We start from the raw sequence: 23,021 nt of genomic DNA, 5'->3' as shown, positions 1-23,021 counted from the left end.
CTCACGAAAATCGCTCACTACACGTCTACACCCCGTGACAGTCAAACAGCCCTTCGAGACCATCGTCTCCGACCACGGCCGGACGGTGCTGCGGGTGTGCCGCGCCGTCCTGGGACCCGTGGACGCCGATGATGCGTGGTCGGAGACGTTCCTGTCGGCGATGACCGCCTACCCCGACCTACCCCTCGACGCCAACATCGAAGCGTGGCTGGTGACCATTGCCCACCGCAAGGCCATCGACATCACCCGAGCCCGCACCCGGCACCCGATACCAACCGACACCCTGCCCGAGGCGCCCAGCGTGCCACCCACCGAACCCGACCACGATCTCGCCGCAGCGCTGGCCCGCCTGCCCACCAAGCAGAAGCACGCAGTGGCCTACCACTACCTGGCCGGGCTGCCCTACGCCCACGTCGCCGACATCCTCGGCGGCACCACCGCGGCCGCGCGGCGCTCCGCCGCCGACGGCATCGCCGCACTTAGACGCACTTACCGCCGTAACCCCGAGGACGGCACGTCCAGGAAAGGAGACACCTGATGAACGACGGCACCGACGAGCTCATCGGCGACCTGGCGCGAATGACGGACCCCACCGCCGACCAACTGACCGCGTTACACGCCCGCCTGGCGGTCGCCGCGCAAGGCGAGGGCATCCTCGACGTTGCCTACCGCGTCCTCGACAGCCCCGTAGGCCCGCTGCTGTTGGCGGCCACCGACCACGGTCTGATTCGGGTCGCCTACGCCATCGAAGGCCACGACGCCGTCCTGCAGGCGCTGGCCGATAAGGTCAGCCCCCGCATCCTGCTGGACCCCGCCCGGCTCGATGTCGTCGCCGGCCAACTCGACGAATACTTTGCCGGGCAGCGCCGCAGCTTCGACGTCCCCCTGGACTGGAGACTGTCGGCGGGGTTTCGCGCCGCGGTGCTACATCGGCTGCCCGACATCGGCTACGGCCACACCGCCAGCTATGCCGCCGTGGCCCGGCTGGCCGGCAACCCGAAGGCCGTCCGCGCGGTCGGCAGCGCCTGTGCTACCAATCCCCTACCGGTCGTCGTGCCATGTCACCGCGTGGTGCGCAGCGACGGCGCCCTAGGCGCCTACCTCGGCGGCGTTGAGGCCAAACGCACCCTGCTGAGCCTGGAAGCCGCGGCATGAGCCACATCCGAAAACACCTGTGCCCACGTGAGCAGGACGACGACCATTTTCGATCAGCGGCAATGGGACGGAGTTCAGGCTGGCGACGCCCAGCGGGATTCTTGGGCGTCTACCGCGTGACGCCGCGGCGCGCGGGACCGGATTGCGTGTGAACCGATCGTGGTGGGGCACGCGTTGCTGTTCCAGATAACGATTGTCCAACGATCCGCCGGGCATGCCGATTCGGCCGACTCGGGAAAAGCGTTGCAAGAAAACGGGATTCACCGTATCTGGGTGTTCGGTCGGATAGTCGACGGTTCCGGCCGATAGCTGACCGATACATACAGTGCTTAGCCTCAATAACCGTTGGGGGCGGATGTCCGAGGAATTCTTACAGACAGGTACGACCATGAAATTGAGACAAGTGGTCGGCGGTTTCACGCTGGCCGGCGCCGTTGGCGCGGCGGCGATGGGGGTGGGAGTCGCCGTGGCGCAAGCTGATCCGGCATCGGCGCCGCAGGCTCCAGGACCGCACGATCCGGGCGGGCCCGCCGGTCCCCCGCCCGGCGGTCCTGGGGGCCCGGGCGGGCCAGGCGGCCACGGCCCAGCCGGACCCGGCGGGCCAGGTGGCTTCGGCGAGCATGGGCCCGGTGGGCCAGGTGGCTTCGGCGAGCGCGGGCCCGGCGGCCCGGGCGGTCCGGCCCCCCACGGGCCGGGTGGCCCCGGCCAGTTCGGCGGACCCGGCGGGCCTGGAGCCCGCGGGCCCGGTGGCCCCGGCGGTCCTGGCGGACCCTGGCACGGAGATGCCCAACGCGGCTACTTTCGCGGCGCACCCTGGGGCGATGGACCGGCGCCGTGGGGTGCGGGGGAACCGCCGAGACCGGCTTGGGGCGGGCCGATGCCCCCACCCGGGGGCCGGTGGACGGGTCGCCCCATCAACTACTGGGGATACCAGGAAACACCTATGTGGAATCAGGGCTTCAACCAGTGGGGCTTCAACTTCTTCGGCGTCTGGATTCCACTGTAAAGAGCCATGTTAGACGGTGCCCGCCGCTGGGCAGGAGCAGCGGGCACCGTGGCTCGGCGCATCGAAATGCGTCGCGCAGCTCCGCCGCTGTCAGGACGGAAGTCTCATCGGAGGCGGCCGTCGAGGCGGTGGCTCGTCGACGGCAGGTGGCCGTCGGCGCGTACCGCTGCCCCGCTGGGCGACGGACACCCAAGCAGAGTGGATCGACTTGCGCGACAAGACATTGCGACCGGGGCCGCAGTATGCGCGTCAGGCGTCGTCGAAGAAGGCAACGCCGATCCATCGTCGTGTGCGCATGCGGATGAGGACCGACGAGAAGCCGTGATTTCGCCGAGCTTGCTCCGGTCCTTATATCTGCCACCCCGATCGCGTGGTGCAGTCATGAAGACGCCGCCGTGGGATGCGGGCCGACCGGCACGGGAGGACCGCCTCGTCGTCACGACCTACACCGTCGGCACCGATCCCCCGTCCACCACCACGTCGGCGCCCACGATCGAGGATGCGGCGTCCGAGACCAAGAACGCCACCACTTCGGCGATCTCTGCGGGCTGGGCGGGGCGGCCCAAGGGGATCCCGCCGAGCGCCGCCAGCAGAGATTCCAGCGCCGATTCGCGACTGCCAGCGCCGGCCGCGGCGATCCGGTCGATCAGGGCGTCTGCCGCAGCAGTCTGGATGAATCCCGGTGACACGGTATTGACCCGAATACCTTTGGGCGCCAACTCGTTGGCGAGTCCCTTGCTGTAGGCGCGCAACGCGGCCTTGGCCGCGGCATACCCGAGCGTCCCGTCGTAGAGCGGCAACCGACTCTGAATCGATCCGATGTGTACGACGGTGCCGGCGCCGGCTTCGACCATCATCGGCAGCAGCGCTCGGTCCAGGCGGACCGCGGCCAGCAGGTTGAGGTTGAGCTCGTCGGCCCAATCCTGGTCCGTCATCGCGGCGAACCCACCCGACGGCGCAGCGGACCCGCCGGCGACGTGAACCAGGATCTGTACACCCCCGCGGTCACGGACATGGGCGGCGACGGCCCCGACGTCCGCTGCCGAGATGAGGTCGGCGGCGACGAAATCGTCGGCGGCCGCGTAATCATCCGCGGGACGATGACGGGCCACGGCGGTCACATGCGCTCCTGCCGACCGCAGCCGGGCGACGATCGCGGCCCCGGCGCCTTTTGTCCCGCCGGTCACGACGGCGCGACGGCCCTGCAGCGCGTTCACGCGTCGGCCCGAAAGACCGGCCAGCACAGCGTGGTCACCCACTGTGCTGAATCGTCGGTGTCCCAGGAGAATACGTCGTAGTACTCGCGCAACGGGCCCTCGACGCTGATCTCGTGACGGGTGGCGTACTCACCGAGTGCGCTGTAGGCGAGATCAACATCGTCGTGGGGACCACAGTGGTGTACGACCGCCAGCTCGGCAGCCGGAATCATCGCGGACCGCACTCGGCCGACTGGCCGCACCTCACCGTCGACCGGGATGAAGACTGTCGCACTGCCTCGGTCGCGGGAGAAGATGTCGAATCCGAACAACGCCCCGGGCGCGCCGGTGGGGGTCAGCCGAGTGTCCGCGGTCACCGTCCCCCGCAACTCCCCCACGGCGCCCTGCCACCACGGCAACAGTTCGTCGCGATCGACGGTCTCCTCGATCACGGCGGCGGATGCTGCTGCGACACTCCGATGTTCGACGTGTGCGGCCGGGCGCTCCAGGATGGCCCGCAGTGACTCGACGGCGCTGCGCGTGGCGGCGAGCTCAGTCTCCAGCCGTTTCAGGTGGCCGCCGATCAGTGTGTTCCGGTCGGCCGGCGCGGCACTCAGCACAGCGCGCACGTCGGCGATGGGCATGCCGAGTTCGCGAAGCCGCCGGACCACTTGGGCGGTGGCAACCTGTTCGGGTGCGTAGTACCGGTAGCTCGTGGCCGGATCGACCCGGTCCGGCTCCAACAGCCCCACCTCGTGGTAATGCCGCAGCGTCTTCACCGACAGTTGCGTCATTCGGGAGAAGTCGCCGATCGACAGTGCAGTGGTCACCGGTTCAGTGTGAAGTCTCTCCCCAGGGGAGGGTCAACACTTGTGTGCCGGCTTTGACTCGCGGGTCGGGACGAGTCGTGGCTGACGACATGACCACGACTTCCGGGTTTGCGCGGCACTCGCCGCGCTATGTCGGCGACGTCACCGAGCTCACGCAGACGGCGAATTCATCGGCACCGTCGATCGAATGGCCTGTGCCACAGACAAATGACGAGGCCATCGACTCGCGGAACAATGCCGCCTTCGACCGGAAGAGATAGAGGACCATCGCCGGATCCACTCGCGCATCGTCAGCAATGGCTCGCAGCGTCGTCTTGTCGTAGCCATGCACAGCAAATTGCCGCTTCGCCGCGCGAAGGACCGCGTCGCGCGATACCGGCTCCCCTTGGCGCCTGCCCCGACGCTTGATCGCTTTTCCGGGCGACGGCACCCGCGAACCATATCATTTCAACGGCGTTGAAAAGGCTGGCCTACAGCTATATGGTCCGCGATCTGCGCTCACGCGCCCCGACTCCCCCGCGCTTCGCGATCGCCAGAGTATGGACGAATCGAATGTGCAGGGTTAACAGTCGAGACCGTGCTTAGCAGCAATGAATCTCGCCACCATTGCTCGTGTTGCCTCGGCGCTCCGGTGGTGGCCGTCGCCCGTGGCTCGCGGAGGCAACGCCTATTGTCATCGCCGTCGGATCCATGGATTTCACCTGCTGGCAACCTGCCAGGCGTTGGGTTTCGTCAAGGCGACGTGACCACGACGCGGCGGAAAGATCGAGGGAGTAAATGACGACGACGCAACCAACCCGGCGGGAACGACGGGGAATCATTCAACGGTTCACCGGGCTGTGCGTCCGCTACGTCGAACGGCTTATGCCCGACCCGTACTTATTCGCGGTCATCCTCACCCTCATCGTCGTCGGGCTGGTGGCGCTGCTCGTGCGGGGCGCGACCCCGTCGGGCGTCGTCAAGGCGTGGTACGGCGGTGTCTGGGGCCCGCAGAACATCTTCACGTTCGCGTTCCAGATGGTGCTCGTCCTGGTGACGGGGTACACGCTGGCCGAGGCGCCCGTTCTGAAACGGGCGATCGTCTCCATTGCGAGCAAGCCCACCAACCAGGTTCAGGGTGCGCTGCTGTGCTTCGGCGTCAGCACCGCCTTCTCGCTGCTGAACTGGGGGCTCGGCCTGGTCGGCGGTGCGCTCGTCGCGCGCGAGGTCGCCAAGCGGCTCGAGGGTGCGCACTTCGGCTATCTGATCGCGACCGGTTTCATGGGTTACCTGGTGTGGACGCAGGGCCTGTCGTCGTCCATCGCGCTCGCCAACACTGATAACTCCAGCCCCATCAATGTGATTCACAAGATCACCAATATGACGGTGCCGCTGTCGCTGACGGTCTTTCAACCCTACAACTGGGTCGCGGTGCTCGTGGTCGTCGGTCTGCTCTCCCTCGGGATCTGGCGCATGGCCCCGTCGGAGGCTCTCGAGCCGGACCCCGCGGTCTTCGAGGAGGAGCCGCAGGCCGAGGCGCCGACCGGCAAGCGCACGCCCGCGGAGTGGTTGGAAAATCTCTGGATCCTCAACGTCCTGGTCTTCGTCGCGGGCATCGCGTATTTCGCGCTGAGCGGCTTCGCGCTCAACATCTCGTCGATGATCATGCTGTTCACCGTGACCAGCGCCCTGCTGCACGGCACGCCGATCCGCTTCATCCGGGCGTTCTCGAACGCGGCCAGAGTGTCGGGCCCGTTGCTCCTGCAGTATCCCCTGTACGGCGGGATCGTCGGTCTCCTGGGTTATCTGCCGACCGGATCCGGCAAGGCGTTGCAGACGGTGCTGGCCGAGGCCGTGGTGCGCGGCGCCGACCAGTACACGCTGCCCTTCTTCACGTTCCTCGGCTCCGTGCTGATCTCGCTGTTCGTGCCGTCCGGCGGCGGGCACTGGGCGGTGCAGGGCCCGATCGCGGTGGACTCGGCGCTGGCGGTCGGTCAACACTCGCGGGCCTACCTCGGCCTGATGTCGATGGCGGTCGCCGACGGCGAGGGCGTCGCGAACATGATCCAGCCGTTCTGGCTGCTGCCGGTGCTCGCCATCGCCAAGCTCAATGTCCGCCAGGTCATGGGATTTACGGTGATCGCCTTCCTGATCGGGTTCGCGGTATCTAGCGCGGCGATCCTGATCGCGCCTCATGTCCTCTGACTCCCCCACCTCACGCGTCGCGGCCGCCTACCGCAGGATCGCGGAGGTAGGGCGGCCCGAAATCTGGATCGCGCTGCGTGACGAGACCGACGCGCTGGCCGACGCCGCACAAGTCGAACGACGCCTCGCCGCCGGCGACGACCTGCCGCTGGCGGGACTGGTCGTCGCCGTTAAGGACAACATCGACGTCGCGGGCCTGCCGACCACCGCCGGGTGCCCCGAGTTCGCCTACCGGCCGTGCGCCACCGCCGCCGCGGTCGAGCGGCTGCAAGCCGCGGGGGCCGTCGTGCTCGGCAAGGCCAACCTCGACCAGTTCGGTACCGGCCTGGTCGGAACCCGCAGTCCCTATGGCGCCGTGCGTAACTCACGTGACCCGCAGCTGATCGCGGGCGGGTCCAGCTCCGGGCCGGCCGTCGCCGTCGGGCTGGGCATCGCGGACATCGGCGTCGGCACGGACACCGCCGGGTCGGTGCGCGTGCCGGCCGCGCTGAACGGGATCGCCGGCGTCAAGCCCACCCTGGGGATCGTTCCCACCCACGGGGTCGTCCCTGCCTGCGCCAGCTTCGACGCCGTCTCCGTGCTCGCGGCCGACGTCGGCCTCGCGGCCACAGCGGCCGCCGTGATGGCCGGACCGGACGCCCGCGATCCCCGCAGCCGCGCCTGGCCCGCCGACCTTCCGCTCGCGGCGCCCGACGCACCGCGCGTGGCCATCCCGACCGCCGCCAATCTGTCCGCCCTCAGCGATGGCTATCGGGACGCCTTCGAGCGCACCGTCATGCGCGCCGCGGAGGCGGGGTTGACCGTCGAACCGCTCGACATCTCGATTCTGCTCGACGCGGCCCTGCTGTTGTACGACGGTGCCTTCGTCGCCGAGCGGTACGACGCGGTCGGCAAATTCCTCGACACCGCTCCCCCGGGTGCGGATCCGGTTGTGCGACAGGTCATCACGGCGGCAAGGTCCGTCACCGGCGTGGCGTTCGCCGCGGACCTGAACGCGCTGGCGTGTGCGCGGTCGGCGGGTGCGCGGCTGCTGGCCGGCTTCGACGGGCTGCTGCTGCCGACGACCACCGAGCACCCGACCCTGGACGAGGTGCGGGCCGAGCCTCATGCGATCAACCGGCGGCTCGGGACGTACACCAACTTCTGCAACCTCCTCGACATGGCCGCGGTCGCGGTCCCGGGCGAGCCGACGGTGCGCGGGACCCCGTTCGGGGTGACGGTCGTCGTCCCGGCCTTCCACGACCAGGTCGCCGTCGACCTCGCTGCGCGGCTGAGCGGTGTCGCACCGGCGCTGCTGGTGGACAAGGGATGCGAAGTGGTGGTGTTCGACCTCGACAACTTCCCCCGGCTCGAACAGTTCGGTGGCCGTCACCTTGGGCCGGTGCACACCGTCCTGCGGCGCGGCGAGTTGTTCCGGATCTCCGAGGCCGGACTCGGCCGCCTGGCGGCGGTGCTGCCGACCCACTCCAGGATGGCCGGCATGGAGATTGCGGACGGGCGCCGCGTCGTCGGGCTGATCGCCGAGGCTCAGTAATCCGGCATTCAGAACAATGTCGCACCGAGAATGATTTCGTCGCCCGGTGCGCGTGATGGATGGCGCGCTCGGGCGCCTGCATTCGAGCATTCGAATATCGAGTTAAAAATGCGCCTTCGTTGAACGGTGCGCGAGCCAAGTTGGGTTTTGAAAAGCCGTCCTTTGGATAGAACTCAAGTTGTAGTCAGCTGCCGCTCTCGGACGGCCAGCGCATCACGAAGGGAGCTCACCGTGGCGTTCTCACACATCGCATGGAAAACGACGGCCGCGACAGCCGTACTGGCGGCGGCCGCAATCGTGCCGGCGGCGCCGGCTTTCGCCGACCCGCAAGTGCTGCAATTCGGCCAGATGGCAGAGATCTCGAGCCTGGGCGGCACGATCGACTACACCGTGAGCAACTTGCAACCCAGCGGCCACAACGACGGCGTGTGGTACTCCGACGTCACGGCCAAAGGTGTGAGCGGGAACGCGACTCCCAACATCGCCGACTTCAACGCCCGGGCCGTCAACAGCTCCACGTTCGCGGTGTTGAAGGGTAACCAAACCGACGGCCTCCCTGAGGGTCCACTTCCCTTGGGCACCCCCGTGACCGGGCGCCTTTACTTCGATGTCCGTAACGGGACGAGCCCCGACAGCGTCGTCTACCGGGACGCCGGAGGGTCGGACAAGGTGGTGTGGAAGGCCCCGTAATTCGCCGCATCCCCACTTTCTCCGGGAATCAATTAGCACCTGGTAAGGGCGGCACCTTGCCGTAGGTGAACCGCCACTAAATTCGCCAGTGTCAATAATTGCGCTGGATCGGTAGCCGCCGGTCAAAGCGGCTACCCACGTTGGGGGCCGAGTCCTGGTCGCGCTCGCTGAAACAACTGCGCGCCGCCCCGCCCGTCTGGTGCGCCAGGTAGCCCGGCCGCGGCGAGCGCAGGTGGCTCGGCAAGTATGGGCAACGGAGGAATGCCGGTGGCAGGCACGAAGCGCTGCTGGACCTCAACGGCCTGACGCGAAGGAGAACGCGACAATGTCAGCACAGATATTGACCGATGCTGAAAAAGCGATGCTGGCTAAACCCAATCCGTCCGTGATCAGCACGATCCGCAGTGACGGACAACCGGTCTCGGCCGCAACGTGGTACCTGTTGCGCGACGACCACATCCTGGTCAACATGGACACCGGCCGAAAGCGGTTGCAGCACATACGGAAAAACCCGAAGGTGTCGCTCACCGTGCTCGACGAAGCCGACTGGTACACCCACATCACCCTCATCGGCCGGGTCGTCGATATCTATGACGACGAAGGCATGGCCGATATCGATGCGGTGTCTCGGCACTATCGGGGACAGCCCTACCCGCGCCGAGATCGGGCACGCGTCAGCGCTCTGATTGAGATTGACCGAGTCCATGGCTGGGGTGCGTACAAAAACAACGACCAGGCTTGAGTCGGCGGTCGATGCCCGGCCGCGGCCAAGGATGCTGGGTGGTCCGTCGAGCACGCGCTGCTATCTAGTCGCTCAGGACTGAGCGAGTAACCCGATCCCCGAGCGAAAGGGCCGGCTGCTAACCCATAGTCAGGATTGCGCTCGCGGCGACGCCGATCACCGCCATGAGCGCTACCAATATGACCGTGATCGCCGCACGCAAGATCTCTTCTTCCGTGGCTCGCCAGCGCGGCTGGACGTCGGTGGCCGTGGCCTCTCGACCCGCGACCGCGTTCAACATCGCGACCGCCAGCGTGACGTCGTCATGTGCCTGGGCCGGGTAGTTCTCGACGGTCTCGCGCGCGGCGATTGCGGTCGTCATACCAGCCCCCTTGGCTTCCGAGATGCCGAACAACGTCGAGTCGATCGTTCGAATCCCATGATAAGAGCGCGCATATCACGGTTGCGGTAACGATTTCTAACGGTCACAGCACATTGTGCTTTCCGGTTGGCCACGGAATCAGCCGGGCGGCGTGTCTGCGGAGTCCCCTGCTCGTCGCCCGGCTTCCGCGATGTCGTTGCGCCACAGGGTGGTACGGGTTACGACGGCGATCGCTGGTCTGAATGTACCCACGGTTGCTGCCGCGACGTGCGTCATTGTGCGCATATTCGGGCGCTCGTTGGCCGCACTTGCCACCCGCGGGAATGACTTCTGCGACAGCTGAAATGCCGATCGCGCCGCGGTCACCGCTGGGTATCCATTTGCAAACGCAACGGAGTTCAAGGCAGCCAAGGGGTTCCCGCAATCGAAGTCACATCGTTAACATCGCGCGATGCACACTTTGCCCCCGGCGGCCAGCCATGGGCTACGGCGTACGATTTCCCGGCGTGACGCGTTGCGCTACGCCACCGCGTTGGCCGGTGTGGGCGCCGCCGCTGTGGCCTGTGGCATGCCCACGGCGACCGCTGCCCCACCCCGGCTGATCGACTTCGCCGCGCGTCAAATCCCGGCGCAGGCTATCCGGGCCGCAGGCTATAGCGGGGTCATCAACTACGTTTCCACGTCTCGCCCCGGCGCGTCATTCGGTGCCAAGCCCATCACGCGGTCCTACGCCGAGTCACTGGCGAACGCGGGCTTGGTGATCGTCAGCAATTACCAATATGGCAAGCCAGGTGCGTCGGCGCCGTCGGACTTCACGCGAGGCTACGCCGGTGGCGTCGCGGACGCGCGCACCGCCTGGCAACTGCATACCGCCGCGGGGGGCGGGCAGAGCGCGCCAATCTTCTTCACCATCGACGAGGACATCAACCGCGATACATGGAATCGTGTTGCACTGCAATGGTTTCGCGGGATCAACTCGGTCCTCGGAGTCCAGCGCACCGGGGTATACGGAGGCATCAACGTCTGCCAGTGGGCCGCCGCCGACGGTGTTATCGGCTCGTCGAGCACGGCCGGCCGGCGGTGGGCTTGGCAAACTCGCGCCTGGTCGGGCAACCAGGTAGACCCTGCCGCCGTTCTCTACCAGCGCATCGTCAGTACCGCTTCCAATCCCGGTCCGCTTGTCGGCGGACTCGCCGTCGATGTCAACGACGTTCTGGCCCCGGATTGCGGCCAGTGGAACCTGCATGGCGGTAGCGGTCCGAACGCCAACCAGCTCTAGGCGGCGCGTTCGCGCGGACGGTGTGCGGCGCGCCCGACAGGTGGCCTTCACGATTGTTGCGGGCCGGCGACTTCCCAATCTTTGACGGTCGCGACGGGTCCGAACAGGTCGGCGGGCAGGTCGGGCGACAGCGGTTGACCCGTTCGCACGCGGCGTGGCCAATCGCGGTTGGCCAGGGCTGGCTTGGCGAGTGCGACGACGTCGGCGGTGCCGGAGCCGACGATCGCGGCGGCGTCGGCAGGGTCGTCGAGGTGCCCGTTGGCGATGATCGTCAGGCCGCTGTATCGCTTGGCCAACGCGGCCAACGGTGCGCTGTCGTTGTCGAATGCCGGTGCCAGAGCCCGATATTCGGTGGTGTGAACATAGTCGATGCCGGTGTTGGCCAGCGCGGTGAATATGGTGGCAGCGTCATCCTCGCGGCCCGCCCAGCGGTGCCCGTTATCCGACACCTTGCCTTGCGAAATCCGAACACCGACCGCGACGTCTTGACCGACCGCCGCGGCGACGTCACCGCAGACCTCGGTGATGAGCCGGACGCGGTTGGCGACGCTGCCCCCGTAGGCGTCGGTGCGGGTGTTCATGTAGGCGGTGAGGAACGCGTCGAGCAAGTACCCGTTGGCGCCATGGATCTCCACACCATCGAACCCCGCGTCGCGCGCCAACCGGGCGGCACTGACGAAAGCCGCTCGGACTTGATCGATGTGCTGAGCGGTCATCACTTCAGGAATTGGAAACGGGCCCGAACCTCGGTACATGGCCAGCTGTTCGCCCTTGGGCCGCACTGCCGAAGGCCCCCACGTCGTCGCGGTGCGGGGGTTGCCTTGTGACTGGCTGCCGGCATGCATCAGTTGGGCAAAGAACTTCCCGCCAGCGGCATGCACGCCGGCGACAACTGGTTCCCACGCGGCGACATGCGCGTTGTTCGCGATGCCCGGTTGGAAGAGGTAGCCCTGGCTGGTCTGGCCGTCGATGTACAGACCTTCGGTGATCAATAGGGCGAATCCGCCGTCGGCGAAAACTCGGTAATACCGGCCGATTCGATCGGTGGCGAGACCGTCGGCGGTTGCGCTCACTCGCGTCATCGGTGCCAACGCGATGCGGTTGGACAGGTCAACCCTGCCGATGGATGTCGCCTCGAAAAGGGCCTGAAACCGGGAAGGCTCTGAATGCGACATCGAATTCATTGTGGTCGCCGACTGGGATTGGCGAGCGGAAACGGGCGTCCTGGGCGGCTCGGTTACCGACATGCGTTGGGCCCCTGCGCACTGTCCCCCGGCGTGGTGCGCGCCGGCGCGGGCCGCGGCGAGCCACAGCATGCTAGCCGGCTCATCGGGCGTCCGGGTGCTCGCTCAGATAGCGGAGGAAGCCGACCACATCGTCGACCACCAAACGGCCAATGGCGCCGCTGGAGTATACGGCGAGCCGCACCGTCCCGTCGGGTGCCAGGATGAATCCGGTCGATTGCAGATAGTGCGGGTTGTCGTTGACGTAGGCACCCGTCGTCGCGGCGACCTTGTCGGCATCGGCACTGTGGCCGACCGGGAAGCGCAGGCCGCGCTTGGCGACAAGCGCGGCGGACGTTTCCTCATCGTCGACCGAGAGGGCGACAACTTTCGCATTGACCTCGCTCAGGGCGTCACTGCCACGGGAGAAGGCGCTGAGTTGGGCGTTGCAGTACGGACACCAGGACCCGCGATAGATCAGGACCACCCCATAGGAGCCGGCGAGGTCGCCGGGCAGGGAGATCGTGCCGCCGCCGACGGCGGGAACGTCGAGCGGGGGGAACGGCTGGCCAAAGTGCAGTCGCGACATCGGCGTCCTCTTCCACGGCGGTTCGGTGACTTGTACCCGGTCATCATGATGAGACCAAACTGGACTGGCAATCCCAGTTCGGGCGTGCCGCGGCCGTGGCGTCACACGCGGGGTGGGACGGAGCCGACCTGTCGGGCATGGCCCCGATCGGGATGCGTTTTCGTTCATCCCCGCGCGCCGCACGGCAACGCCGGGCCGACCAACCTTGGCCTCGCCGTCAAACGAGCGCTCACGTCAGGGATTTCGCGGGATACCTCGATAGGGTCACAAAAACTGCGTTCGCCCGGCCGCGACGCGATCGTTGTCCTCGACTGTGGCCGTCACTTGTCTCGGCGCGGACGGGCTGCGACGCCGGTCACGGGTTTGCCCGCCCCTAGGCGTGACGAATCTGGATTGACAGGTCCAATTCCGATAGGTTTCGGCGGTGGCGTCTAGAGATGACCGGCCTTCCGCCCAGCTGACGGCGCGCGGCGCCGCCACCAAGGCTCGCATCGTGGCCGCCGCGGCCGCCCTGATCCGGGAACACGGCGTTGCGGGCACGAGCCTGGAGTCGGTCATGACCGCCACCGCCACCAGCAGGTCCCAGCTGTATCACTACTTCGCCAATAAGGACGCCTTGGTCGGCGACGTCATCAAGTCGCAATTGGGCGCCGTGATCGCCGCCCAGGAGCCGATGCTCAGTCAGCTTTCGTCATGGGATGGGCTGCAGCGCTGGTGTGATCATCTGATCACGATGGTCCGCGAGACGCAGGGTATTGGCGGCTGTCCCCTCGGCTCGCTCGTCGGCGAACTGGCCGACCGCTCCGAGTCCGCGCGACGCGAGCTCGAGCGTTCGTTCGCGGCATGGCAAGCGTATTTGTCCACCGGCTTCGCGGCCATGCGCGACAACGGTGAGTTCGCCGCAGAGCCCGACGTGGACGAACTCGCCTTGACCATGATGACCGCGCTCCAGGGTGGCCTGCTCATGGCGCAGACCACGCGCAGCGCCCGCCCACTCGAACTCGCTCTCGACATGGCGCTCGGACACGTGGCCGGGTACCGGGGCGGCTCGAGTCAACAGGCACGACGCTGACATCGGTTCTGTTAAGAGGACTTTCGCGTCTACCACGGTGAGCGGTGGCCATGGGTGTCCGGGTGCCGGCGCACATCGCTCGACGTGCACACCGCGACCCTCGGGCCGCGACGCGGCACGTTCACAGCAGCTTGTCGACGGTGATGGGCAGGTCGGTGATGCGCTTGCCGGTGGCGTTGAACACCGCGTTGGCGATCGCGGCCGGTACGCCGACGATCACCAGTTCACCTAGACCTTTCACCCCGATCGGATCGGCGATGGTGTCCTCGGCGGGCAAAAAGGACGCGTCCAGGGCCGCGATGTCGGCATTGACCGGGACCAGGTAATCGGCCAGGTTGGCGTTGACGATCCGCCCGTCGCGGTCGTCCAGCTCGGTGGCCTCCAGTAACGCCATCCCGATCCCGCCCACCATGCCGCCAATGGCCTGGCTGTGTGCGAGCTTCGGGTTGATCACGCGGCCCGCGTCATAACACGCGTAAACCCTCCTGATCCGCACCACGGGCAGTTCCGGGTCCACCGCCACTTCGGCGAACACCGCGCCGTAGGCGTACATCGAATAACGCTTGTCGGCGTCATCGGGAGTCCATGTCTGTTCGGATTCCGCTGTGCGCCAGCCCCTGCGCCGTAGCAGGTCATGGTACGACTCACCCCGGTCGGGGGCCGCGCTCGACGACATGAATCCGTCGACGACGTTGACGGCGGCCGGGCTCAACCCGTGCAGGGGCGACTGCGGATCCGTGACAGCGATCCGAATCAGCTTGTCACGCAACATCGTGGCGGCAGTGTGGACGGCCGAGCCGACACTGGCCATGGTGCGTGATCCCGAGTGCGACGGCGCCGGCGGCAGCGTGCTGTCGCCCAGGCTGAACCGCACGCGGTGCAGCGGCAAGCCCAGCGCGTCGGCGCCCACCTGCGTCATCGATGTGTAGGTGCCGGGTCCCATATCGCTGGTGGCGCTGGCGATGTCGGCGCTGCCGTCGGCGAGTAGGGTCGCCCGCGCTGCGCATTCGGAGCGCTGGGTGTGGTAGGCGGCCGCGGCTACGCCGAGACCGACGAGTACATCACCGTCGCGGGTGGCGCCGGGCGTCGGGTTGCGCCGTGACCAGCCAAAGGTTGCGGAACCCGCCCGCAGGCAGTCGCCGAGCCGACGGGTGGAGAACGGTGTGCCGCTGGTCTGGTCGACGTCGGGCTCGTTGCGCAGCCTCAGCTCGATCGGATCCATCCGCAGCCGGTGCGCGAGATCGTCCATCGCGGATTCCAGCGCGAACGTCCCGGTGACCGCGCCGGGGCCTCGCATGTAAGTGGGGAGATTGACATCCAGTGGCACCACGCGATACGTCGACCGCACGTCAGGGACGCGATACATGAATCGCGGGTTACCGACCAATCCGTCTTCGTAGATGCCGTAGCGGGCCGTCTCCGTGCGCCCTTCGTGCACAAGCGCGGTGAGTCGCCCCGACTGCTCGGCGCCCAACGCCAGCCGCTGCCGGCTGGTCGGCCGGTATCCGATGCCGCTGTACATCTGCTTGCGCGACAACACCAGCTTGACGGGTCGTCCCACCCGGCGGGCCGCGTAAGCGGCCAGTATTTGGTGCGGCCAGGTCTGGCCGGCGCTGCCGAACGCGCCGCCGACAAACGGCGAGATCACTCGGACGTGGTCGGCGGTGATACCCAGCGCGGTGGCGTAGGCCTGCCGTGCCGAACCGATACTTTGCACCTTGTCCCACAACGTCAGCCGATCGTCATCCCACCGGGCGATCGTGGCGGGCAGTTCCATCGGGTTGTGGTTGTTGCGGGCGATCGCGAACTGCAAGTCGGTGACCACCGGTGCGCGTCGCAGCGCGGCCTCGGCATCCCCGCGCGAATAGTCACGATTGGTGTGCCCGGGCTGGGGCAGCGCTCGGGGCGCGTCGATGGCGACCTGCACCGGCGGGCTGGAGTAGCGGACTTCCACCAAAGATGCCGCGTGCGAAGCGGTTTCGGCGGTGGCGGCGATCACGACAGCGACGGGCTGACCGAAGAATGCCGCCCGCGCCGGGTCGAACGGCAATCGCAGACCGAGGAATTCGGTGAGCACGGCGACGACGCCCGCCGCGCGGCGTGCCTCCTCCCCACTCACCTGCACTGAGGCGCCGCCGGCCGCGGCGCTGCACACCAACGCCGCGTAGGTAAGGTCCGCGATGGGGTTGTCGGCGGCGTATGTGGCCTTCCCGGTGACCTTGAGCTGACCGTCGACCCGGGTGACGGGTTGGCCGGTGACCGGCAATGCGGCCGGCAGCGGGCCCGTCATGGCAGCGCCGCCACCGCGGACAGCTGCCGCGCGACGGTGCGCTTGAGGAGTTCAACTTTGAAGCCGTTGTCACGCAACGGAGTTGCGCCGTCCGCGGCCAGCGCTGCCGCCTCGGTGAAGGCGGCTGCGTCGGGCCTGCGACCCCGCAGAGCCGCCTCCACCGCGGGTAGTCGCCACGGCACGGTCCCTACTCCCCCGACGGCCACCCGGGCGGAGCGAATGACCCCGGCGTCGATGTCGAGCGCCACCGCGGCCGAGGATAAGGCGAACTCATAGGACTGCCGATCCCGCACCTTCAGGTAGCCACAGCGTCGGACCTCGGAGCCCAGCGGAACCTCGATGCCGACGATCAACTCGCCGGGGCGCAAGGTGAATTCGCGATGCGGGCTGTCGGCGGGTGGGCGGAACAGTTCGGCCACCGGGATCCGCCGCTCACCGGTGGTGTCGCGGGCCACGACCACCGCATCGAGCGCCCGCAGCGCCACCGCCAGGTCCGACGGGTGCGTCGCCACGCAGGCGCCACTGGTGCCAAGGATCGCGTGGGTGCGGTTGCGCCCGTCGATCGCCCCGCAGCCCGCACCTGGCGTGCGCCGATTACAGGGCGCGGACACGTCGCGGAAGTACAGACAGCGGGTGCGCTGCAACAAGTTACCGCCGATGCTGGCCATGTTGCGCAGCTGCGCCGAGGCGCTCAACTCCAATGCCTCGGTGATCATCGGGACCCGTTGGCGCACCGCGGGATGGGCGGCCAGATCCGCCATCCGCACCAACGATCCCACCCGCAGCAGCGTCGGGCCCACCTCAATGCCGGTGTACGGCAATGCGTTGATGTCAATCAACGCCTTCGGCCGTTCCACCGTCTCGCGCATCAAGTCGACCAGCGTGGTGCCGCCGGCGAGGTAACGGGCACCGGCCGCGCCTGCGCGCAGCGCCGCTTGCTCGTCGGTGGCCTTGCTGTAGGCGAACGTCTGCACGGGCTAGACTTTCCGCGCCGCCGTCGCCACGGCGTTGACGATGTTCGTGTAGGCGCCGCAGCGACAGATATTGCCGCTCATCCATTCTCGGATCTCCGCCGCCGACCCGGTGTGTCCTTCGGCGATGCAGGCTACCCCGGACATGATCTGGCCGGGCGTGCAGTAGCCGCATTGAAACGCGTCCTCGTCGATGAAGGCCTGCTGCAAAGGATGCAGCGTGCCGCCGCCCGCCAAGCCTTCGATGGTGGTGATGTGCGCCCCGTCATGCATGACGGCCAGGGTCAGGCACGAGTTGATCCGGCGACCGTCGACCAGCACCGTACATGCACCGCACGCACCCTGGTCGCATCCCTTCTTGGTCCCTGTCAGCCCCGCCCGCTCACGCAGCATGTCCAGCAACGACGTGCGGTTGTCCACGGGGACCTCCCGCTGTTCGCCGTTGACCCAAGCCCGCACCACCGCGTCACTGTGCGGCGCGGAATGAGGGCGCTCGGTGGCGTCGACGCCCGGTCCGGCAGCCACCGCTCCCCCGACCGCCAGCGCGCCCCCCACGAATGTTCTGCGTGTGACGTGCATGCCGCGACTGAATTCCACTTCACCACTGTAGAGCGGATCCAGCACCGGCAGAGGATGCTGGAAGGATGACCGACCTACAGCCGGCGACGGCACGAGCGTTGACCGTCAACGGGCAGTCCCACGCTGTCCACGCTGACGCCGACACCCCGCTGCTCTATGTGCTGCGCAACCATCTCGGCCTCAAGGGCACCCGGTTCGGCTGCGGGTTGAGCCTGTGCGGGGCGTGTTTTGTGCTGGTCGACGGCAAGCCGACCTATTCCTGCCAAACACCGCTGTGGGCGGTGGCAGAGAAGGCCGTACAGACCGTCGAGGGGCTCAACGACGGCGACCGCCCGCACCCGGTGGTCCGGGCCCTCATTGCGGGGCAAGCCGCCCAATGCGGGTACTGCATGTCGGGCATCGTGATCGCCGCGGCGGCACTGCTGGCGGATAACCCCGACCCCACCGAGGAGCAGGTGCGCACCGCCCTCGATCCCACCTTGTGCCGATGCGGTTCACACAACCGAGTGGTGCGCGCCATTCTTCGGGCCGCCGCCGATATGCGCGGGCCTGCCACCGGGGCCGATGATGTCAACCACTGAGCTGCCACCCTCCCTGGCCGCGAACCCCGCCCTGGGCCGCTGGATTCGCATTCGCGCCGACGGCGTGGTCGAGGTGCGTTCGGGCAAAGTCGAATTGGGCCAAGGCGTGCTGACAGCGCTGGCGCAAATCGTCGCCGAGGAACTCGATATCAACCTGACCCGAGTGCGGATGCTCGCCACGGCCACGGACGTCAGCCCCGACGAGGGGTTCACGGCAGGCAGCCGTTCCATTCAGCAGTCCGGGGCGGCGTTGCGTCAGGTGTGCGCCGAGGTGCGGGCCATCTATGTGCACGCCGCTGCGGACAAGCTCGCCGTCGCAGCCGAAGAATTGGAGGTGCTCGACGGCGTGATCCGGCGGCGCGCGGAGCCCCGCCGATCCGGCATCAGCTACTGGGACCTGGCCGACGACACCCTGCTGGACCGCGAGGTTACCGGGCAGGCGCGCCCGAAGGCCGAAGGGGACTACACGCTGGTCGGTAGCAACGCCGCGCGCCTGGACTTGCCCGAGAAGCTGACCGGCGCGCCGCGTTTCTTGCACGACCTGGCCTTGCCCGGGCAGCTTTACGGCCGAGTCCTGCGCCCGCCGTCGCCCGGGGCGCGGCTGCGCGACGTCGAGCTCGACCCGACCCGGGGCCTGCGCGGTGTCGTCGCGGTGGTGCGCAACGGCGACTTCGTGGGAGTCGTTGCCGAGCAGGAAGAGATTGCGCTGCGCGCTCGCGACCGGCTTGCCGGTGACGCCGACTGGCGGGAGTGCCCCACCCTGCCCGACGAGGCGGACCTGCCCGGTTTCTTGCGGTCGGCGCCGGCCGACACGACGGTGCTCGGCGATCGCGGCTTGGCGGATCCGGCCTCGGCTCCCCGGCCGGCGCGGACCCATTCGGCCAGCTACCACCGCCCGTATTTGTCCCATGGGTCGCTGGGCCCGTCGGCGGCGGTCGCGCTCGCCCATCCCGACGGGCGCCTGGAGGTGTGGTCGCACAGCCAGGGCGTGCACCAGTTGCACCGGGAATTGGCGGCCGCGCTCGGCATCGATCTCGACCGGGTGGTGGTCCGGCACGTGGAAGGCGCGGGCTGTTACGGGCATAACGGCGCTGACGACGCCGCGCTGGACGCCGCGCTGCTGGCCCGCGCCGTGCCCGGGCGGCCGGTCCAGGTGGTCTGGTCCCGGCCGGACGAACTCGGTTGGGCGCCTGTGGGTCCGGCCGGGCTCGTCGAGCTCAGCGCCGATTGCGGGGCGGCGGGCGAGGTACTGGCCTGGCGCCACGAGATTTTCAGCGGCAGTTACATGGGCCGGCCCGGCACCACGGAAACCAATGCGCTGCTGGCTGCCGCCCACCTGACCGGGGGGCAACCGATTCGCGCCGGCGGTGAGCCGCCCCCGGAGTCGGGGGGCGGGGCCGGCCGTAACGCATTGCCGGGCTACGACTTTCCCGCCTACCGGGTGGTCAACCACCTGGTCAACGTCATGCCGCTGCGGACCTCGGCGCTGCGATCGCTGGGTGCGCACCTCAACGTCTTCGCCGCCGAGTCTTTCTTGGACGAGCTGGCCGCTGCCGCCGGGCGCGACCCCCTGGAATTCCGGTTGGCCCACCTGTCCGACGCGCGCGGGCGGGCGGTGCTGGAGCGTGCGGCGCGCCGTGCCGGGTGGGCGCAGCGCACGCGCAAGGACTCGGTGGGGCACGGTATCGGCTATGCGCGCTACAAAAATTCGTCTGCCTACTGCGCGGTGATCGCCGAAGTGCACGCCGTCGCCGAGGTCCGCGTTCGCCGGCTGACCCTGGTGGTGGACGCCGGGCTGGTCATCAACCCCGACGGCGCGGCGAACCAGATCGAAGGCGGCGCGATTCAAGCTACCAGCTGGACGCTCAAGGAGCGCGTTCGCTTCGATCGACTACGGGTCACCAGCACCACCTGGGAGACGTACCCGATCTTGCGCTTCTCCGAAGTGCCCGCTACGGACGTAGAACTGGTTGCCGCACAAGGCAATCCCCCGCTGGGGGTGGGAGAATGCGCGCAGGGCCCCACCGCGGCGGCGATCGGTAACGCTGTCTACGACGCGCTGGGCGTCCGGGTGCGCACTCTGCCGCTGACCACCGAGCAGCTGATCGCGGCGATGCCCACCTAGCGAAGCGGCGCGGCAGGCACCCGGGTCAGGGCCGCGTCCCGCTGGTTTCGGGATGATCGCCGACCGGGTGGTCATGGTGAATTCGCCCGGCCAAACCGGTCAGCGGCCTGCCGCCTCCGCCGTAGCGGCGGCCGATGATGTCGGCGGCAATTGACACCGCGGTCTCCTGCGGGGTCCGGGCGCCGATGTCGAGTCCCAGCGGGCTGGACAAACCGGCCAGCTCACCGTCGGTCAGTCCTGCCGCTCGCAGCCGGACCATCCGTTCGTGATGCGTTGGGCGCGATCCCATTGCCCCCACATATCCCACCGCGTCGAGGCGCAGCGCGATCTGCAGCACCGGAACATCGAACTCGGCGTCGTGAGTGAGGACGCAGATCACGGTGCGCGCGTCGATGGCCCCGCGCGCCACCTGTTCTGCCAGGTAGCGGTGCGGCCAATCAATTACTACCTCTTGCGCGTCGGGGAACCGGGCCGTCGTGGCGAACACCGGGCGGGCATCGCACACCGTCACCCGGTAACCCAGTAGACGACCCTGCTGCGCCAGCGCCGCGGCGAAGTCGGTCGAACCGAAGATCAGCATGCGCGGCCGCGGCGCGGCGCTGGACAGGAAAACCTGCATGCCGCTCCCCGGGCGTTGGCCCTCGGGCCCGTATTCGCGGATCGCGGTGCAGTCCACGGCCAGGAGCGCACGAGCATCGTCGATGGCCGCCGCATCCGCGCGCGGCGAACCGAGCGTTCCGATGATCGAATCGGAGGTCACGACGAGCCGCCGGCCCAGCCTCGCGGGGTCAGGGTGAGCGATCACGGTCGCGACGGTGACTGCGCGGTCGGTCGCGAGGCGCTCGGCCAGCTGGTCCAGATGCGGAAAGGTGGCCGGCGATATCGGCTCGATGAAGATGTCGAGGGCACCGCCGCAGGTCAATCCCACTTCGAACGGATCTCCGGTCGCGGCTCCGTAGCGTTCCAGTCGCGCGGTCCCGTCGTGCGCCACCGCCGCCGCCGAGTGATAGACGGCTCCTTCCACGCACCCACCCGACAGCGACCCGCTGACCGCGCCGTCCGGCGCGACCAACAAACACGCCCCTGGCAGTCGGGGCGCCGAGTGCTCGGTCCGTACCACGGTGGCCAGTCCCGCAGTGCCGCCCGCCCGCCATATCGCCATCAGCTCCGCAAGCACGTCCTGCACGCGTTCCACGGTAGGCGCAGTTGGCCTGTCTGTGGACGCGACCGCGCGGACAGCACCCGTCGACCCGCGCGCAAGCCAGCCACCTCCCGGCTACCCGGGGTGGTGCGGATGCGGTTCGTCGATGTCGTGACCGTCGGCCAGATCACCGCACTGCACCATGACGAGATCGGTACGGCCCCGCAGAAAGGCGGCGGCGCCGGAGTCCCCGGACAACGAAGCCAACAGAGCGGGCCAGTGTTGGCGGGCGACTACTACCGGATGCCCGGGACGCGCATCGAAATACGCTCGTGCCAGCCCACTTTGGGCCCGCACCGCTCGGCTCAGCACCCGCGCCACTACAGCCGCGCCGACGTCGGGTGTGTCGATGACATGTAGGACCGCGTACTCTCCGCCCGAGCGCTCGGCCTGCTCTAGGCCAGCACGCACCGACGCACTCAATCCTTGCTGCCAGTGCTCGGCGACGACCGCGGTAACACCCGGGGGTGGCGTCACCTCAGCCGCGCCCAGGACCAGCACCACCTGCGTGCAACCGCCGTCGCGTAACGCCCCGACGGCGGCATCCAGCCAGCCGGGCACCAGTACCTTCGGCTTGCCGTAGCGGCGGCCCGCACCGGCCGCCAACAGCACCCCGACGCAGCGCGGCGATGCCGATCTCGAGCGGGCCCGCCAGGTCGTCCTCGGTGTCAACGTGCGCCGGATTCTCCGCCGCGCCGGGCACTGGATCGCCCTGCCGCCGAGGCGCTTTCGCCGCCATTGGCCTGGGCCGCGGCACCCGAGGTGGCGTTGTCGACGAGGACGGCCGCGATGGCCGCGGCGGCGGCGAAGGTCTCGTCGTTGAGGACCCGATTGCGTGCCGAGGCGCCATCCAGCAACAGCGCCAGTTGTTCACCAAGCTGCTCGGGGTCGGCGGCGCCGGCTTCGCGGGCGGTGTCGGTGAGGCGCGCGGCGAAGGCCTTCTTGTACTCGCGGGCATGCAGCCGTGCCGGGTGGGCCGGGTCGTGGATTTCGACGGCCGCGGCGATGAACGGACACAGGGGCCCGTGGATGTCGAAAGCGGCGAGGAGTCGTTCGCGGGGTGTGAGGTCGGCGCGGTCGAACACCTCGGGCAGCAGATCGGGATCGAAACGGCGTAAGTGTTCGGCGATCAGCTCGTCCTTGCTCGTGAAGTGTTGGTAGAACGTGCGTTTGGACACCTGCGCCACGGCGCACAGCTGGTCGAGCCCGGTGCCGTTGATGCCTTGGTCGCGAAACAGTTGCCGCGAAGCGTTCAGGATGCGCTCTCGCGCTCCCCTGCCGCGCCGCAGGCCTTGAGGCCCCTTCTCCAATTCCGCCATAGACCCAGCGTAGGCCATTTGGGTACTGATCGGTGTGCATAACTTGATATTGATGTGACAGCCCTCTACGCTAAGCACACAGATTGGTGTACAT

General features: G+C 68.0%; 22 protein-coding genes and 1 pseudogene. 11 read left to right on the top strand and 12 right to left on the bottom strand.

Going from position 1 to position 23,021, the window contains the following annotated elements; genetic code table 11:
* Positions 1–34: 34 nt before the first annotated feature.
* The 3 genes from A5700_RS03145 (at position 35) to A5700_RS26480 (ending at position 2,161) form a co-directional block, all read left to right on the top strand.
* Positions 35–538 (top strand): RNA polymerase sigma factor, encoded by a 504-nt coding sequence (locus A5700_RS03145; protein ID WP_068070866.1) that lies wholly within the window; start codon positions 35–37, stop codon positions 536–538.
* Positions 539–579: 41 nt separating this feature from the next.
* Complete coding sequence (locus A5700_RS03140) at positions 580–1,155, top strand: methylated-DNA--[protein]-cysteine S-methyltransferase (RefSeq protein ID WP_231973823.1); 576 nt, start codon at positions 580–582, stop codon at positions 1,153–1,155.
* Between the two features lie 388 nt (positions 1,156–1,543).
* The gene (locus A5700_RS26480) at positions 1,544–2,161 is read left to right on the top strand and encodes a chitin-binding protein (protein WP_082960524.1); all 618 of its coding nucleotides are present in this window, start codon (positions 1,544–1,546) and stop codon (positions 2,159–2,161) included.
* Positions 2,162–2,604: 443 nt separating this feature from the next.
* Here A5700_RS26480 and A5700_RS03135 read toward each other — a convergent pair whose 3' ends face one another.
* The 3 genes and pseudogenes from A5700_RS03135 to A5700_RS24960 form a co-directional block, all read right to left on the bottom strand.
* Positions 2,605–3,378: an SDR family oxidoreductase gene (locus tag A5700_RS03135; protein WP_255377871.1), complete on the bottom strand. Its 774-nt coding sequence runs from the start codon at positions 3,376–3,378 to the stop codon at positions 2,605–2,607.
* Entirely contained in the window at positions 3,375–4,187 is an 813-nt protein-coding gene (locus A5700_RS03130) for a MerR family transcriptional regulator (RefSeq protein ID WP_068070864.1), read from the bottom strand. Before A5700_RS03130 ends, A5700_RS03135 begins: the two co-directional genes overlap by 4 nt.
* Before the next feature lie 217 nt (positions 4,188–4,404).
* A pseudogene (locus A5700_RS24960) lies at positions 4,405–4,617 on the bottom strand (helix-turn-helix domain-containing protein); the annotation flags it as partial.
* 347 nt (positions 4,618–4,964) lie between these two features.
* On the opposite strand from A5700_RS24960, the gene A5700_RS03120 reads away from it, so the two are divergent.
* The 4 genes from A5700_RS03120 to A5700_RS03105 all read left to right on the top strand — a co-directional run bounded on the left by A5700_RS03120 (position 4,965) and on the right by A5700_RS03105 (position 9,337).
* Positions 4,965–6,371, top strand: a complete 1,407-nt coding sequence (locus A5700_RS03120) for a TIGR00366 family protein (protein WP_068070863.1) — start codon at positions 4,965–4,967, stop codon at positions 6,369–6,371.
* A complete protein-coding gene (locus A5700_RS03115) occupies positions 6,361–7,905 on the top strand; it encodes an allophanate hydrolase (protein ID WP_068070861.1) in 1,545 nt (514 codons plus the stop codon). The genes A5700_RS03120 and A5700_RS03115 overlap by 11 nt, the downstream gene beginning before the upstream one ends.
* 231 nt (positions 7,906–8,136) lie before the next feature.
* Positions 8,137–8,595, top strand: coding sequence for an MPT63 family protein (locus tag A5700_RS03110; RefSeq protein WP_068070859.1), 459 nt, complete (start codon positions 8,137–8,139; stop codon positions 8,593–8,595).
* 325 nt (positions 8,596–8,920) lie between these two features.
* Complete coding sequence (locus A5700_RS03105; RefSeq protein WP_068070857.1) at positions 8,921–9,337, top strand: PPOX class F420-dependent oxidoreductase; 417 nt, start codon at positions 8,921–8,923, stop codon at positions 9,335–9,337.
* Between the two features lie 118 nt (positions 9,338–9,455).
* On the opposite strand, the gene A5700_RS03100 is transcribed toward A5700_RS03105, so the two are convergent.
* The gene (locus A5700_RS03100) at positions 9,456–9,698 is read right to left on the bottom strand and encodes a hypothetical protein (protein WP_068070855.1); all 243 of its coding nucleotides are present in this window, start codon (positions 9,696–9,698) and stop codon (positions 9,456–9,458) included.
* 451 nt (positions 9,699–10,149) lie between these two features.
* Here A5700_RS03100 and A5700_RS03095 point away from each other — a divergent pair, with 451 nt between their 5' ends.
* Positions 10,150–10,977: a DUF1906 domain-containing protein gene (locus A5700_RS03095; protein ID WP_068070853.1), complete on the top strand. Its 828-nt coding sequence runs from the start codon at positions 10,150–10,152 to the stop codon at positions 10,975–10,977.
* Positions 10,978–11,024: 47 nt separating this feature from the next.
* Here the strand turns inward: A5700_RS03095 and A5700_RS03090 are convergent, their stop codons facing one another.
* Positions 11,025–12,152, bottom strand: coding sequence for an NADH:flavin oxidoreductase (locus tag A5700_RS03090; RefSeq protein WP_068070868.1), 1,128 nt, complete (start codon positions 12,150–12,152; stop codon positions 11,025–11,027).
* A gap of 151 nt (positions 12,153–12,303) precedes the next feature.
* On the bottom strand, positions 12,304–12,789 hold the full coding sequence (locus A5700_RS03085; protein ID WP_068070851.1) for a peroxiredoxin family protein: 486 nt from the start codon (positions 12,787–12,789) through the stop codon (positions 12,304–12,306).
* Between the two features lie 493 nt (positions 12,790–13,282).
* On the opposite strand from A5700_RS03085, the gene A5700_RS03080 reads away from it, so the two are divergent.
* Positions 13,283–13,861 (top strand): TetR/AcrR family transcriptional regulator, encoded by a 579-nt coding sequence (locus tag A5700_RS03080; RefSeq protein WP_231973821.1) that lies wholly within the window; start codon positions 13,283–13,285, stop codon positions 13,859–13,861.
* Between the two features lie 121 nt (positions 13,862–13,982).
* Here A5700_RS03080 and A5700_RS03075 read toward each other — a convergent pair whose 3' ends face one another.
* From A5700_RS03075 to A5700_RS03065, 3 genes are read right to left on the bottom strand one after another with little or no spacing between them, the layout of a single operon-like run.
* Positions 13,983–16,151: a xanthine dehydrogenase family protein molybdopterin-binding subunit gene (locus A5700_RS03075; RefSeq protein WP_068070847.1), complete on the bottom strand. Its 2,169-nt coding sequence runs from the start codon at positions 16,149–16,151 to the stop codon at positions 13,983–13,985.
* The gene (locus A5700_RS03070) at positions 16,148–17,125 is read right to left on the bottom strand and encodes a xanthine dehydrogenase family protein subunit M (RefSeq protein ID WP_068070844.1); all 978 of its coding nucleotides are present in this window, start codon (positions 17,123–17,125) and stop codon (positions 16,148–16,150) included. The genes A5700_RS03075 and A5700_RS03070 overlap by 4 nt, the downstream gene beginning before the upstream one ends.
* Positions 17,126–17,128: 3 nt before the next feature.
* Positions 17,129–17,701 carry a (2Fe-2S)-binding protein gene (locus tag A5700_RS03065; protein ID WP_197504138.1) on the bottom strand — a complete coding sequence of 191 codons (573 nt, stop codon included), beginning with the start codon at positions 17,699–17,701 and terminating at the stop codon, positions 17,129–17,131.
* Between the two features lie 98 nt (positions 17,702–17,799).
* Between A5700_RS03065 and A5700_RS03060 the strand changes: the two genes are divergently transcribed.
* Both A5700_RS03060 and A5700_RS03055 read left to right on the top strand, forming a co-directional pair.
* Positions 17,800–18,282, top strand: a complete 483-nt coding sequence (locus A5700_RS03060; RefSeq protein WP_231991366.1) for a (2Fe-2S)-binding protein — start codon at positions 17,800–17,802, stop codon at positions 18,280–18,282.
* A complete protein-coding gene (locus A5700_RS03055) occupies positions 18,269–20,407 on the top strand; it encodes a molybdopterin cofactor-binding domain-containing protein (protein WP_156671050.1) in 2,139 nt (712 codons plus the stop codon). Before A5700_RS03060 ends, A5700_RS03055 begins: the two co-directional genes overlap by 14 nt.
* A 25-nt stretch (positions 20,408–20,432) precedes the next feature.
* Here the strand turns inward: A5700_RS03055 and A5700_RS03050 are convergent, their stop codons facing one another.
* From A5700_RS03050 to A5700_RS03040, 3 genes are all read right to left on the bottom strand, one after another.
* On the bottom strand, positions 20,433–21,593 hold the full coding sequence (locus A5700_RS03050; protein ID WP_068074278.1) for an XdhC/CoxI family protein: 1,161 nt from the start codon (positions 21,591–21,593) through the stop codon (positions 20,433–20,435).
* 90 nt (positions 21,594–21,683) lie between these two features.
* The gene (locus A5700_RS03045) at positions 21,684–22,280 is read right to left on the bottom strand and encodes an NTP transferase domain-containing protein (RefSeq protein ID WP_068074117.1); all 597 of its coding nucleotides are present in this window, start codon (positions 22,278–22,280) and stop codon (positions 21,684–21,686) included.
* Positions 22,277–23,005: a TetR/AcrR family transcriptional regulator gene (locus tag A5700_RS03040; protein ID WP_231973916.1), complete on the bottom strand. Its 729-nt coding sequence runs from the start codon at positions 23,003–23,005 to the stop codon at positions 22,277–22,279. The genes A5700_RS03045 and A5700_RS03040 overlap by 4 nt, the downstream gene beginning before the upstream one ends.
* Between the last annotated feature and the right edge of the window lie 16 nt (positions 23,006–23,021).

This window comes from Mycobacterium sp. E1214 (assembly GCF_001666755.1).
Taxonomy (GTDB): domain Bacteria; phylum Actinomycetota; class Actinomycetes; order Mycobacteriales; family Mycobacteriaceae; genus Mycobacterium.
Note: the sequence above shows the minus strand (reverse complement) of the source record. Positions and strands in the feature narration are given on the sequence as shown.